Source organism: Bacillus cereus group sp. BfR-BA-01349, from assembly GCF_022663795.1.
Taxonomy (GTDB): domain Bacteria; phylum Bacillota; class Bacilli; order Bacillales; family Bacillaceae_G; genus Bacillus_A; species Bacillus_A cereus.
Map to the genome: position 1 here is coordinate 1 of NZ_JAKUGE010000038.1, position 12,538 is coordinate 12,538.

Consider the following 12,538-nt stretch of genomic DNA (forward strand, 5'->3'; position numbering starts at 1 on the left):
CAAAACTAAAAGGATTGTCCCCTGTGCAATACAGAGTTCAATCCTTAGTAGCTGCTTAATATATTTGTCTAATTTTTTGGGTTCAGTTCATAATAGAAGGTCTTTTTTTTATGCTTATGTTCATATAGATGAAGTAAGACAAGCATAGGAGGGATAGCGATGAAGAACACATGTATCGTTTGCGGTGGTGAGGAGTTTTTTTCCTCAACGTTATATGCACGTACGAAACAAGATTGGGCATATGCACCAAACATGTATCGATTTGAAAAAGTATTTATTGAGCATCGAGATGAAGAAAATTATCCAGTGTTTCAAGAAATTACAGCGAAACATTGTTGTGGATGCGGTCATATTATGTTGTATCACGAATGAACACACCAAGTATAACTTGGTGTGTTTTTTTAAAACGCTGACAAAGCAAGCGGATAAAGTAAAGTAAATAAAACAGAAAAACTACCAAAACCAATTGCTGTATATCCAAGTGTTCTTGCTCCGAAATTGACAGCTAATAAGCCAACTAAAATTGCTAGGGAGCCGAGCGTAACGGGATAAAAAGCAATGGAGAATAACGAAAGAAATAAAGCGACATAGCCTACCATTGCGCCGGTATTTGTACCTTCTATCTCATTTGCAATTTCTTTACGCTTATGTCTAATTGGAATGCCAGCTGGTGATATTTCAGCAGCATACTCTTCGTTTTTTTCACCACTTTTAAAATGATGATTTCTCTTTCTTCGCATGTACATCCCTCTCTTTCAATTGGGTGTATCTATAGTATCTTTCAAAATGAGAAGAGCATGAGTATGAGTTAAACCCAAGTAAAGCAAAAATTGGAGAATACGCATTCCATCGTTAACATATCCATCTCCTAGTGAAGATAAAGTGTGGGATTTTTCCACTAGGACTGATTATCAGCCAGCAACAATTGGATTTTTATGAGCAGTTCTCTCCCATTAACTGGTCCGCATCCATTGAATTTTGAGGTAGGTATCTTACTGCAAGCGGGATAAAACAGGAATTTTGGAAAATGATGTAGAATGAAATGAATGATAATACGTGAAGGTAGGGGAATGTATGACGAAATTTAATTGGCATGAATCAGCAGAAAAGAAATGGGATAGTAGTGCAGAGTTTTGGAATCAAAATAGTCAAGAGATGTGGGACAGCGGGAGTAGGAGCACAATTATTCCGTTTTTTGAACAATACGTGAAGAAAGAAGCACTAGTGCTCGATGTTGGTTGTGGTGATGGGTACGGTACATATAAATTAAGTCGCGCAGGCTATAAAGCAGTGGGAGTAGATTTATCGGAAGTGATGATTCAAAAAGGTAAGGAACGCGGAGAAGGACCGAATTTATCTTTTATAAAAGGAGATCTTTCTGCATTACCATTTGAAAATGAGCAATTTGAATCAATTATGGCAATTAATTCTTTAGAATGGACGGAAGATCCATTACGAGCGTTAAATGAAATAAAGCGTGTGTTAAAGAAAGATGGATATGCATGTATTGCAATTTTAGGACCGACAGCAAAGCCACGAGAGAATAGTTATCCTCGCTTGTACGGAAAAGACGTTGTTTGTAATACAATGATGCCTTGGGAATTTGAACAGTTAGCGAAAGAACAAGGTTTTAAAGTTGTAGATGGCATCGGCGTATATAAGCGCGGAGTAAACGAGAAGATGTTAGGTCAACTACCTACAGAGTTGCAACAATCGTTAACATTCTTATGGGTATTTATGTTAAAAAACGTATAAAGAAATGAAAGAATTTTTAGGAGGTAAATAAGTGCAGAAAATACAAAAAACTGATACAATATCATCAGAACCAATTAAAGGGGGACTAGGGTATATGACAACTACTACAACAGTGAAATCCGATATTGAAATCGCACAAGAAGCGAGTATGAAGAAGATTCAAGAAATTGCAGCTGATTTAAATATTTTAGAATATGAATTAGAGCCATACGGGCATTATAAAGGTAAGTTATCTCTTGATATTTTTAAGCGCTTACAAGATGAGAAAGACGGTAAAGTTGTTTTAGTAACAGCAATTAACCCAACTCCAGCTGGAGAAGGTAAATCAACAGTAACAGTTGGTTTAGGTCAAGCTTTTAACAAAATTGGTAAGAAAACAGTAATTGCACTTCGTGAACCATCTCTTGGACCGACGATGGGATTAAAAGGTGGAGCAGCAGGTGGCGGTTTTTCACAAGTCGTACCAATGGAAGACATTAACCTTCACTTTACTGGAGATATCCATGCGATCACAACTGCCAATAACGCATTAGCAGCGTTTATTGATAATCATATCCAACAAGGAAACACACTTGGAATTGATACGCGTAAAATCGTTTGGAAACGCTGCGTTGACTTAAATGATCGTGCCCTTCGTAACGTAGTAATTGGTCTTGGTGGACCTGTACAAGGTGTACCACGTGAAGACGGTTTTGACATTACAGTAGCATCTGAAATTATGGCCGTGTTCTGCCTTGCAACAGATATTCAAGACTTAAAAGCACGTTTATCTCGCATCGTAGTTGCCTATAACTTTGCAAATCAACCTGTAACGGTTAAAGATTTAGGTGTAGAAGGTGCGTTAACACTATTATTAAAAGACGCATTAAAGCCGAACTTAGTACAAACGTTAGAAAATACACCAGCTATCATTCATGGCGGACCATTTGCGAATATCGCTCACGGTTGTAACAGTGTTATCGCTACAACAATGGCAGCAAAATTAGGTGATTATGTTATTACAGAAGCTGGATTCGGTGCTGATTTAGGCGCTGAGAAGTTTTTAGATATTAAAGCTCGTGCAGCTGGCATTAAACCAGAAGCAGTTGTTATTGTTGCGACGATTCGTGCGCTTAAAATGCATGGCGGCGTTGCAAAAGATCAATTAAAAGAAGAAAATGTAGATGCATTAGCAAAAGGTATGGAAAACTTACAGAAGCATGTTGAAACAATTCAAAGCTTCGGTGTGCCTTTCGTAATTGCAATTAATAAATTCATTACAGATACAGATGCAGAAGTTACATACTTACAAGAGTGGTGTAATGAGCGTGGCTATGCAGTATCCTTAACAGAAGTTTGGGAGAAAGGTGGCCAAGGCGGAGTTGACCTTGCTGAAAAAGTACTAAAAGAAATCGAAAAAGGTGAAAACAACTACGCACCACTTTATGAATTAGAATTACCCTTAGAAGAAAAAATTCGTACAATTGCTCAAAAAGTATATGGCGCAAAAGATATTGAATTTGCTCCGAAAGCACGTAAGCAATTAGCTCAATATGAAGGAGAAGGTTGGAGTAACCTACCAGTTTGTATGGCGAAAACACAATACTCTCTTTCTGACGATGCAACAAAATTAGGTCGTCCATCTGACTTTATTGTTACAATTCGTGAGTTAAAACCATCTATCGGTGCAGGTTTTATCGTTGCGTTAACAGGTACAATGTTAACAATGCCAGGTCTTCCAAAACAACCAGCAGCACTTCAAATGGATGTAAATGAAGATGGAAAAGCAGTAGGTTTATTCTAAAAGGTTGTAATTCATCTCGTTTATCTGTAAACTATATATACATCAAGTGGCGCCTTTCCATCGAAAGGCGCCTGTTTTTTGGAGGAAATTATGTTTGATCCAACTGCTTTTGACAATTTAAAAGTAATCGTAGAAGGTGCTGTGTATGATTTTGATCTACATGGAGATATTCTTGTAACAGATCGAAAAGATATGATGGATCTTGCTTCATTAAGTCGTATATATCATATCTCATTTCAATTAACAGAACCGTTTGAACCATTAGTAGAAGCAACATTTTCATTATCTGTGGATGCAAAGAACTTGTCTGGTGAAATACTAGAAGTGCCTCAGTTTACACCAGGTTGTGAAATGAAGCTAGCATTTTCATTCCCGTTAGAACAACCAGAAGTAAAATGCGAAGAAATTGAAACATTAATGCGTTCTATATGGGGAAAAGAAAGAATGATTATGCAGAAAGTTTCATACGAATATAATAAGCGAGCGATTTCATATCATAATAAGGTAGAGGTTCTATTTCAAAAAGCGATTACAGAAGACCATGTTGATGATTTAATAGCTGTTATTTCACACATGATAGAAACGGTGCGAACAATACAGCATTTTCTTCAAAAATAGAGATAAAGGAGAAAAACAAATGATAAAAGATATGCAACCATTTTTACAACAAGCTTGGGAGAAGGCTGGTTTTAAAGAGTTAACTGAAATTCAAAAACAAGCGATTCCAACTATTTTAGAAGGACAAGACGTTATAGCTGAATCTCCAACTGGAACAGGAAAAACATTAGCGTACTTATTACCACTTTTACATAAAATTAATCCTGAAGTAAAACAGCCACAAGTTGTTGTTTTAGCGCCAACACGTGAACTTGTAATGCAAATTCATGAAGAGGTTCAAAAGTTTACAGCAGGAACTGAAATTTCAGGTGCATCTTTAATTGGTGGTGCAGATATTAAGCGCCAAGTTGAAAAATTAAAGAAACACCCAAGAGTAATTGTCGGTTCACCAGGCCGTATTTTAGAATTAATTCGTATGAAAAAGCTAAAAATGCATGAAGTAAAAACAATTGTATTTGATGAGTTTGATCAAATTGTAAAGCAAAAAATGATGGGCGCAGTGCAAGATGTAATTAAATCAACGATGCGCGATCGTCAATTAGTATTCTTCTCGGCGACAATGACAAAAGCGGCAGAAGATGCGGCACGTGATTTAGCAGTGGAACCACAATTAGTACGTGTAACACGTGCAGAATCAAAAAGCTTAGTTGAGCATACGTATATCATTTGTGAGCGACGCGAAAAAAATGATTACGTAAGAAGAATTATGCATATGGGCGATGTAAAAGCAGTTGCTTTCTTAAACGATCCATTCCGTTTAGATGAAATTACAGAGAAATTGAAATTCCGTAAAATGAAAGCGGCGGCTCTTCATGCAGAAGCAAGTAAACAAGAGCGCGAAGCGACAATGCGTGCTTTCCGCGGAGGGAAATTAGAAATTCTACTTGCTACTGATATTGCAGCGCGCGGTATCGATATTGACGATTTAACACATGTAATTCATCTAGAGTTACCAGACACAGTAGACCAATATATTCACCGCTCAGGACGTACTGGACGTATGGGTAAAGAAGGAACTGTCGTATCTCTTGTAACTCCACAAGAAGAGCGCAAATTACTGCAATTTGCGAAAAAACTAGGCATCGTATTTACGAAGCAAGAAATGTTCAAAGGATCATTCGTAGAAACGAAACCGAAAGCACCAAAGAAAAAGAAACCAGCATTTACTGGGAAGAAAAAGCCTAGATAAATGATGGAGAAGGCGTAACTATTTGTAGTTACGTCTTTTTTGTTTGTAAACAAGTGATAATGGGAATTGTATTAGTGTTTTTAATGTGCCTATCATATATATGCTTCTACTGGGAGTATCGAAAAAAGGGTAGTTTATTTATTTGGTTTATACGAGGAAATAATATAAAAAAGTCGAATATTAAAATGATGCGAAATAATAAAAAGAAGGTACATATATGGATAGGAAATTAGGAATGTTTTTGAATACAAAATATATTGAAGTAAACGAAGGAATAAAAAAGGCGAGAGAATGGGGGTTAGAATATATTCAATTATATGCTATGAATAAAAACTTTAACTTAGCTAATATTCCAATGGCAGAGTGGAATGCTTTAAAGAAAAGCGTATCTTTTAATGGAATAAAGATTCCATCATTAGCAATTAGTTTTGGAGAAAATGGAATTATGGGAATAGAAGCTGAGAGTGCAATAGATCAGTTTAAATATATTACTGACAGAGGTTTGGAGCTTGGGGCAAAGAACATAACAGCTCATATTGGGAAAGTTCCAGATGATGAAAAAAGTGCCTACTATGATAAAATGGTACGGGTTTGTTATGAGATAGGGGAATTAGCGTTCAAATTTGGGGGAGTCTTTGCTATTGAGACGGGATCTGAAAAAGCAATAGTATTAAAACAATTTTTAGAAACTGCAAACTCGAAAGGACTAGCTGTTAACTTTGACCCAGCAAATTTAATAAGTGATGTAAATGAAAATCCGGGAGAAGGTTTATTACTATTAAAAGATTATATAGTACAAACTCATATTAAAGATTGTACAAAGGTGAAAAGCGATAGTTCAAGTAAGTATATTGAAGTCGCAGCAGGGAATGGTGAAGTAGATTTCGATATATTCTTCAAAGTATTAGATAAAATTGGATTCGACGGATATAACATGATTGAAAGAAATGATTATTTTGATGAACTGGATGGGATGAGTCAGTCGATAAATTTTGCAAAGAAGTACATACCAACTCAAAAGGAATAACGATAGTATTTGTAGAAAGCTACATAGAATATAAAAACCATTAGGGGGAAATGTAATGATCCATAAAGTAGGACAAATTATGTTATATGTAAATAATCAAGATGAGGCAGTAAATTTTTGGACGGAGAAGGTAGGGTTTTATGTAGTTGCAGAGGAAGATAATAAGCAAGGAATGAGATGGATTGAAATCGCTCCGAAAAGCGGTGCGGAAACGAGCATTATATTACATAATAAAGAAGTTATTTCGAAAATGAGCCCAGAATTGAATCTTGGTACACCGTCTTTAATGTTCTTCTCAGAAAATCTTGATCAACTATATACAGATTTAACAAATAAAAATGTTACTGTTGGAGAAATGGTAACTATGCCTTCTGGTAAAGTGTTTAACTTTGCTGATAGCGAAGGGAATTATTTTGCGGTTATGGAGAAGAACCAATAATAATATTGCTATGTGAAAATCCCCCTCAAATATATTTGAGGGGGATTAAATTTTTGAAGTGGATTTTTCATTAGAGAGTTGTTTAATAAAAAATACTCCTTTTTCAATAGCTGTCTCAATATAGCCAACGATTTGGTCAAACGTAAATACTTGTAAGTCTTCATGCAAATGTTGCTTTGGATACAACATATCTTCAAAAAGATACTTTCGAAAAGCTAAAACGTTTTCTTTAGAAACCTCTTCAATATCCACAATGTGAGCCTCTTGATTGAGAAGAGAGAAAAGCTGTTGTTCTTGATCGTAATGATGAAGCAACTTTGCATTTAACAATTTAAAATCGTTATAGTACAGGGGTGCGATAGTTTCGTCATTCTCTATTCTATTTTTTAGCCAAGGTAGAAAAAATCCACTTAGCCAATTATCATCGGCAATGAGGTGGGTATAATAGCCTAAAATAAATGGGGAATCTATATGTGATTCATATTTATGAAAAAATGAATCATAATCTATTCTTCTCGTATAGTTCTTCGTTGTACCGGCATAAAAATGTGAGGTTCCTTTTTCTTTTTTTGAATGAACAGCATCAGGGGCTACAGCTCCAAGTAAGAAAGAAGTCTTATCGTGAATTGATAGTTTCTCAGCAATACCACTAGCGATAATAACATGCATAATTCGTGATCCCATGAATGCCACCTCTGTTTCCAGTATTCATTTCAGGAAGAGGACTAAACAGTTAGTATTACTTTCCCTGTACTTTTTCTACTTTCGACCCATTCATGTGCTTTCCCTGCATTTTGAAGTGGAAAAGATTTCGTAGCCTTAATTTGTAAACGTCCGTCACGCAAATAACGGAAAACTTCATTTGCAGTTTCTTGGAGCAGTTCAGGACGCTTTTTTCGTGTGGTTCCAAAGCTAAAACCGAGTATAGAGCGACAACTTGCATGTAAATCTTTCGTTTGAAAGTTACCAATTTCACCGCTAGCATTACCGAAATGAACGAGGCGACCGTAATCAGCAAGGCAGTTTAAACTTCTTTCAGAAACAGTTCCAGAAATAGAGTCCAAAATGATATTCACTCCTTCTCCGTTTGTCAGCCCATTGACTTTCTTTACAAAATCTTCAGCTTGATGACAAATTACATAATCAGCTCCAGCATCTAAAGCAATTTCTTTTTTTGCTTCACTTCCGACAGTGCCTATAACTGTCCTAGCCCCTAATAGTTTAGCAAGTTGAATAGCAGTAGTGCCAATTCCGCCAGCAGCTGCATGAATGAGTACAGATTCACCTTGTTGAAGCCTTGCAACATTTGCGAGTAAATTATAGCTTGTAAAAGATACGATTGGACAAGCGGCTGCAGTTTGAAAGTCAACTTCATGGGGTAATACGAAAGTAAGATTTTCATTTGCAACAACGTATTCTGCGTAAGATCCATTTTGAGGAAAAGCAATGACACGTTGTCCAGGGTGAATATTTTTCACATGAGAACCGACACGTTCTACAATACCAGTGGCATCTATACCTGGAATAAAAGGTAGTGCTTTATTTCCTTTTTTACCATAACGTGATTTAATATCAGCGAAATTTACACTAGTAGCAACAACGCGAATTAAAACTTGATCTTCTGGAATAGCCGGTATATCCAAATCTGTATATTTCATCACTTCAGGACCACCGAACGACGTTACAACGATAGCTTTCATCATATATCCTCCTAAATTTGACTATATAAATTATTTTAAATCTTTATCAGAAATTGGAAAAATATATAATAGTTATGTGTGGTTATAAGTGAAGCTTATGAACTCAATGAATCATAATATTAATTTATATAAAAAAACTTTAAAAAAATCGAACGAAATATGAATTACCTGCCAATATATAGTGTAAGACAAAGGAGGGCTGGAATATGAAGGGTGAAATAGATTACGCACATTTAATCCAATTAACTTTATCAGGAAATAAAGAAGCATATAGCAAGTTGTATGATAAAACGATTCAAGAAGTATATAAAACAGCACATTTTTTAATTGAAGATAAAACGGATGTAGATGATGTCGTTCAAGAAATATACATACAACTATATGAATCGCTTCGTAAGTATGATAGCGAGAAGCCATTTCGTCCTTGGCTAATTGGACTTGCGATTAAACAAATTCATTCATATAGAAGAAAGAGGTGGATGCGACTACGCATTATAAAAAAAGCAGACGAGCAAAGAAAACCAGTACAAATTGATTTTTCTAACGCTGTTGTAAGTAAAATATCAAACCAAAAACTAATTGAACTCATTCATAAATTACCGTATAAATTGAAACAAGTTATTATCTTAAGATACTTACACGATTATTCACAAGAAGAAGTAGCACAAATATTACATATTCCAATTGGTACAGTGAAATCTAGAATTCATGCGGCATTAAAGAAACTACGTCAAAAAGAGCAAGTAGAAGAAATCTTTTTAGGAGAGGTAGGGAATGTGAAATGAGTTTAGATTGTAGAGTTAGGGAATCTATACAAGAAGAAGCAAAGGGTATTGTTGCCCCGCCGGATTTAAAAGAAAAAGTAATTGTACAAATAAAAATGAAGCACGGGCGGAGTAAGAGGAAGAAACGCCTTATCGCAGGAGTACTTGCAGCAGCTCTTTTAATCCCGACGACAGGTTTTGCGTATCAATCTATTATGGCGGACGGTATATACGGATCTTTCGAGAATTTAAAAAAACATGCCGGAACGATGACATTAGAGGCGTATATGCGTTTTAGTGCAAAATTATCAGAAGCAAAAAATGAAATGGGTGCGAAAGAATATGAAGAGTTTACAAAAGAACTAAAAAAATTAACAAATGCAAAGCTTGCATACGGAGATTCGAACGGTAATATTGATTATGATCAATTATCACCAGCAAAAAGAGAAGAAATGAAAAAGGTAAGTATGGGTCTTCAGCCATACTTTGATAAATTAAATGGTCATAAGTCTAGTAAAGAAGTATTAACACAAAAAGAGTTTGACCGTTATGTGGAAGCTTTAATGACATATGAAATCGTACAAGTGAAGACAAAATCAACTGGTGGGATGAAAGTAGAAGAAGTACCTGAGGCGTACAAAGAAAGATTTATTCAAGCGGAGCAGTTTATGGAGTATGTAGATGAAAAGGTGAGATAAGTAAAAAGCTCAATGCTTTAGCTTTGAGCTTTTTTATTAAAACAAAAAAAGAGTGTTCAATTATATTTTTTCATATTTGCATTATCTTTTTGTATAAAACAATCTAAAAGGGAATAACCAGCTATTAAACTAATTATCGTAACAAAAGTTGTATTTATTAGAATAATATTAACTAAATAAGGTAGGTATTCTGCAAGTGGTGAAAAGAGTAGTGCTGGGGAAAAGGAAATGAATAGTGTAGGCACTGTAATAGCAATAAATTTATCCGGTTGAAAGCTCCAGTTTTGTTTACTTGTTTCGCGATTAATAGATTGAAGGAATCGTAATAAAATGCCAACTATAAGAGGGAAGAGTGTAAAGTAGAATAATCTTGGATAAACGTTAAAGTTCACTTGCGTGTCTGTATCTAAATAAAATTGAATTTTTACTCCTACAAATAATAATAAGACGATAAATAATGTAAAGCAGAGGTATAGCATCACTTTTTGCATTATATTCCACCATCCTTTACTCAAAATATATTCAAAAAAAGAAGAGATATACAATAACTACTGTTGTATATCTCTTCTTTTACTGTTAGTTAATAGTGGAGTTTGCTTTTTCTTGCTTCGTGAAATAATCAATAATGCCCATTGCACTAATTTCTATATCTAGATGTAAAATATTATAAACGGAATGATCTGATGGAACGTTTAACCTTGTAAGATGAGAAGAGATTTTATCCATTAACAAAGTTTGTAAAGCTTTAGTCGCTTCATCGAAATCATTATACTTTTCAAAGACTTCCTTACCAGTCTGAACGAAAATAGGTAGCCAATGTTCCAGTTGATTGTATACTTCTGTAACATGAGAGGATGCGCCGTAATGACCGAAATAAATAGTATCTACATCCATACTTTGAATATGATTTTTAGAAGCAATCATCGCATCTGGTTGAAATTGTGAAGGGGACGTTGATGGTAGATACAGTTCTACACCAACGTTTGCGAGTTCTCTATAATAAATTCCAATTGTATCACCAGTGAAAATCCCGTTTGTTAATGAATCGTGAATGCTAATATGGTGCTTAGCATGCCCCGGTGTATCGTAAAATGTAAGGATACGTTCTTCGGCAATTTTTAACGTATCACCATGTTGTACAATACGAACACGTTCTTCTTCTATAGGAAGAATTGGATCAAATAGTTTATCAAAATCTTCTTTGTATACAGCTTTTGCACCTAAAATGAGTTTTGTTGGGTCAATCATATGACGAGCACCGCGAGAATGCACATATAAAGTAGCATTTGGGCACTTTTCCATCATTAAACCAGCAGCCCCTGCGTGATCTAAATGAACGTGTGTAACGATAATGTTTTTAACTGCGTTTAAATCAATATGTAATTGTTGTAAGCCTTCTAAAATATACGGAAGAGAAGGGGCTGCACAAGTTTCAATTAAAGTAATATCGTCACCTAATAAAACGTACGTACCAGTTCGTTCATTATGTTGTAAATCGAAATCATCAATCAGATATAGGTGAGAAGATAATTGCTCTACTTTTTTCATATTTACCACTCCTTATATACTGCATGTTTCTATTATACGCTAAAATAGAAAAAAGGCAGAAAACGAAGCTCGTCTTCTGCCTTTTTGTAATATTATTATTTCGTTTGTTGTTTATTAATAGACATAATGAACAGTCCAACAATCCCGCCTACTAATGGAAGCATAATTTCTCCTGCTAAATTAAAGTAGGAGCTTAAGAATAAACCATTTACATCGATTACCCAGCCAGTAACATACAATAACATCATATATAGTACGAAATAAAACTCGCGATTTGAAATCGTTTCATGTTGTGCAGTTTTCATAATGGACACCATCCTTTTCTTTTATAATGGAATATAAACTGTCACATTTTGTTCACATTTCAATTGTAAAACTTTCCATCATAAAAGTCTAGTAGTATGTGTCGAATTTTGAACGGAAATAAAGCGTTATCATTATATCTTATAAGTACGTAATAAGAGATGTATATTCACGAATGTAGTATAGTATAAACATAGAATGATAGTGAAGAGAGGGGCAAAGACAATGACAGTTTATGATTTTTCAGCTAAAACAATTACCGGTGAAGAAAAATCGTTAAAAGATTACGAAGGAAAAGCACTTCTTATTGTAAATGTAGCTAGTAAATGTGGTTTCACACCGCAATATAAAGGATTACAAGAGGTGTATGATAAATATAAAGACCAAGGACTTGAAATACTCGGATTCCCTTGTAACCAATTTGGAGGACAAGAACCAGGTACAGAAGCGGACATTACTAGTTTTTGTGAATTAAACTACGGTGTAAACTTCCCAATGTTTGCAAAGGTTGATGTGAAAGGTGATAAGGCTCATCCTTTATATACATACATGACAGAACAAGCACCAGGTTTACTCGGTATGAAAGCAGTGAAATGGAATTTTACGAAGTTTTTAATTGGAAAAGACGGGAAAGTAGTAGGGCGTTTTGCGCCACAGACGAAGCCGGTAGATTTAGAGGTTGAGATTGAGAAGGTACTTGGAGAATAATTAGGA

16 protein-coding genes are annotated in these 12,538 nt (G+C 35.2%); 10 read left to right on the forward strand and 6 right to left on the reverse strand.

Translation table 11 applies throughout. From position 1 onward, the window contains the following. The first annotated feature begins 159 nt into the window (after window positions 1–159). Complete coding sequence (locus MR169_RS19455; protein WP_000798747.1) at window positions 160–372, forward strand: hypothetical protein; 213 nt, start codon at window positions 160–162, stop codon at window positions 370–372. Window positions 373–401: 29 nt separating this feature from the next. Here the strand turns inward: MR169_RS19455 and MR169_RS19460 are convergent, their stop codons facing one another. Continuing rightward, the gene (locus MR169_RS19460) at window positions 402–740 is read right to left on the reverse strand and encodes a hypothetical protein (protein ID WP_001253201.1); all 339 of its coding nucleotides are present in this window, start codon (window positions 738–740) and stop codon (window positions 402–404) included. 334 nt (window positions 741–1,074) lie between these two features. On the opposite strand from MR169_RS19460, the gene MR169_RS19465 reads away from it, so the two are divergent. The 6 genes from MR169_RS19465 to MR169_RS19490 all read left to right on the forward strand — a co-directional run bounded on the left by MR169_RS19465 (window position 1,075) and on the right by MR169_RS19490 (window position 6,811). Then, on the forward strand, window positions 1,075–1,755 hold the full coding sequence (locus MR169_RS19465; protein ID WP_242319864.1) for a class I SAM-dependent methyltransferase: 681 nt from the start codon (window positions 1,075–1,077) through the stop codon (window positions 1,753–1,755). Window positions 1,756–1,849: 94 nt separating this feature from the next. Continuing rightward, window positions 1,850–3,538: a formate--tetrahydrofolate ligase gene (locus MR169_RS19470; protein ID WP_255846501.1), complete on the forward strand. Its 1,689-nt coding sequence runs from the start codon at window positions 1,850–1,852 to the stop codon at window positions 3,536–3,538. A 90-nt stretch (window positions 3,539–3,628) separates the two neighbouring features. Beyond that, a complete protein-coding gene (locus MR169_RS19475) occupies window positions 3,629–4,156 on the forward strand; it encodes a hypothetical protein (protein WP_000460220.1) in 528 nt (175 codons plus the stop codon). 19 nt (window positions 4,157–4,175) lie between these two features. After that, window positions 4,176–5,345 (forward strand): DEAD/DEAH box helicase, encoded by a 1,170-nt coding sequence (locus tag MR169_RS19480; RefSeq protein WP_000588613.1) that lies wholly within the window; start codon window positions 4,176–4,178, stop codon window positions 5,343–5,345. A gap of 217 nt (window positions 5,346–5,562) precedes the next feature. After that, a complete protein-coding gene (locus MR169_RS19485; protein WP_137070168.1) occupies window positions 5,563–6,372 on the forward strand; it encodes a sugar phosphate isomerase/epimerase family protein in 810 nt (269 codons plus the stop codon). A gap of 55 nt (window positions 6,373–6,427) precedes the next feature. Next, window positions 6,428–6,811, forward strand: a complete 384-nt coding sequence (locus MR169_RS19490; RefSeq protein ID WP_086391319.1) for a VOC family protein — start codon at window positions 6,428–6,430, stop codon at window positions 6,809–6,811. A gap of 45 nt (window positions 6,812–6,856) precedes the next feature. Here MR169_RS19490 and MR169_RS19495 read toward each other — a convergent pair whose 3' ends face one another. Together MR169_RS19495 and MR169_RS19500 are read right to left on the reverse strand one after the other, a co-directional pair. After that, on the reverse strand, window positions 6,857–7,495 hold the full coding sequence (locus MR169_RS19495) for a zinc dependent phospholipase C family protein (RefSeq protein ID WP_000535630.1): 639 nt from the start codon (window positions 7,493–7,495) through the stop codon (window positions 6,857–6,859). Between the two features lie 41 nt (window positions 7,496–7,536). Continuing rightward, window positions 7,537–8,511 carry a quinone oxidoreductase family protein gene (locus tag MR169_RS19500; RefSeq protein ID WP_242319866.1) on the reverse strand — a complete coding sequence of 325 codons (975 nt, stop codon included), beginning with the start codon at window positions 8,509–8,511 and terminating at the stop codon, window positions 7,537–7,539. A gap of 206 nt (window positions 8,512–8,717) precedes the next feature. Between MR169_RS19500 and MR169_RS19505 the strand changes: the two genes are divergently transcribed. Both MR169_RS19505 and MR169_RS19510 read left to right on the forward strand, forming a co-directional pair. Further along, window positions 8,718–9,296, forward strand: a complete 579-nt coding sequence (locus MR169_RS19505; protein WP_061663721.1) for a sigma-70 family RNA polymerase sigma factor — start codon at window positions 8,718–8,720, stop codon at window positions 9,294–9,296. After that, on the forward strand, window positions 9,293–9,973 hold the full coding sequence (locus MR169_RS19510; RefSeq protein ID WP_000050677.1) for a DUF3600 domain-containing protein: 681 nt from the start codon (window positions 9,293–9,295) through the stop codon (window positions 9,971–9,973). The genes MR169_RS19505 and MR169_RS19510 overlap by 4 nt, the downstream gene beginning before the upstream one ends. A 56-nt stretch (window positions 9,974–10,029) precedes the next feature. Here the strand turns inward: MR169_RS19510 and MR169_RS19515 are convergent, their stop codons facing one another. From MR169_RS19515 to MR169_RS19525, 3 genes are all read right to left on the reverse strand, one after another. Continuing rightward, window positions 10,030–10,464 (reverse strand): hypothetical protein, encoded by a 435-nt coding sequence (locus MR169_RS19515; protein WP_001174543.1) that lies wholly within the window; start codon window positions 10,462–10,464, stop codon window positions 10,030–10,032. Window positions 10,465–10,549: 85 nt separating this feature from the next. Continuing rightward, on the reverse strand, window positions 10,550–11,521 hold the full coding sequence (locus MR169_RS19520; RefSeq protein WP_000755001.1) for an MBL fold metallo-hydrolase: 972 nt from the start codon (window positions 11,519–11,521) through the stop codon (window positions 10,550–10,552). Window positions 11,522–11,616: 95 nt separating this feature from the next. Then, window positions 11,617–11,826: a DUF3925 domain-containing protein gene (locus tag MR169_RS19525; protein ID WP_000844984.1), complete on the reverse strand. Its 210-nt coding sequence runs from the start codon at window positions 11,824–11,826 to the stop codon at window positions 11,617–11,619. Window positions 11,827–12,049: 223 nt separating this feature from the next. Here MR169_RS19525 and bsaA point away from each other — a divergent pair, with 223 nt between their 5' ends. Beyond that, window positions 12,050–12,532 carry a glutathione peroxidase gene (gene bsaA / locus MR169_RS19530; protein ID WP_000219434.1) on the forward strand — a complete coding sequence of 161 codons (483 nt, stop codon included), beginning with the start codon at window positions 12,050–12,052 and terminating at the stop codon, window positions 12,530–12,532. Window positions 12,533–12,538: the final 6 nt, after the last annotated feature.

What these genes read in the sequence shown, in the direction of transcription:
- MR169_RS19525 (WP_000844984.1), bottom strand. Translation starts at nt 11,826, where the DNA reads ATGAAAACTGCACAACATGAAACGATTTCAAATCGCGAGTTTTATTTC.
- MR169_RS19515 (WP_001174543.1), bottom strand. Translation starts at nt 10,464, where the DNA reads ATGCAAAAAGTGATGCTATACCTCTGCTTTACATTATTTATCGTCTTA.
- MR169_RS19480 (WP_000588613.1), top strand. Translation starts at nt 4,176, where the DNA reads ATGATAAAAGATATGCAACCATTTTTACAACAAGCTTGGGAGAAGGCT.
- MR169_RS19455 (WP_000798747.1), top strand. Translation starts at nt 160, where the DNA reads ATGAAGAACACATGTATCGTTTGCGGTGGTGAGGAGTTTTTTTCCTCA.
- MR169_RS19520 (WP_000755001.1), bottom strand. Translation starts at nt 11,521, where the DNA reads ATGAAAAAAGTAGAGCAATTATCTTCTCACCTATATCTGATTGATGAT.
- MR169_RS19490 (WP_086391319.1), top strand. Translation starts at nt 6,428, where the DNA reads ATGATCCATAAAGTAGGACAAATTATGTTATATGTAAATAATCAAGAT.
- MR169_RS19505 (WP_061663721.1), top strand. Translation starts at nt 8,718, where the DNA reads ATGAAGGGTGAAATAGATTACGCACATTTAATCCAATTAACTTTATCA.
- MR169_RS19485 (WP_137070168.1), top strand. Translation starts at nt 5,563, where the DNA reads ATGGATAGGAAATTAGGAATGTTTTTGAATACAAAATATATTGAAGTA.
- MR169_RS19500 (WP_242319866.1), bottom strand. Translation starts at nt 8,511, where the DNA reads ATGAAAGCTATCGTTGTAACGTCGTTCGGTGGTCCTGAAGTGATGAAA.
- MR169_RS19470 (WP_255846501.1), top strand. Translation starts at nt 1,850, where the DNA reads ATGACAACTACTACAACAGTGAAATCCGATATTGAAATCGCACAAGAA.
- bsaA (WP_000219434.1), top strand. Translation starts at nt 12,050, where the DNA reads ATGACAGTTTATGATTTTTCAGCTAAAACAATTACCGGTGAAGAAAAA.
- MR169_RS19460 (WP_001253201.1), bottom strand. Translation starts at nt 740, where the DNA reads ATGCGAAGAAAGAGAAATCATCATTTTAAAAGTGGTGAAAAAAACGAA.
- MR169_RS19510 (WP_000050677.1), top strand. Translation starts at nt 9,293, where the DNA reads ATGAGTTTAGATTGTAGAGTTAGGGAATCTATACAAGAAGAAGCAAAG.
- MR169_RS19475 (WP_000460220.1), top strand. Translation starts at nt 3,629, where the DNA reads ATGTTTGATCCAACTGCTTTTGACAATTTAAAAGTAATCGTAGAAGGT.
- MR169_RS19495 (WP_000535630.1), bottom strand. Translation starts at nt 7,495, where the DNA reads ATGGGATCACGAATTATGCATGTTATTATCGCTAGTGGTATTGCTGAG.
- MR169_RS19465 (WP_242319864.1), top strand. Translation starts at nt 1,075, where the DNA reads ATGACGAAATTTAATTGGCATGAATCAGCAGAAAAGAAATGGGATAGT.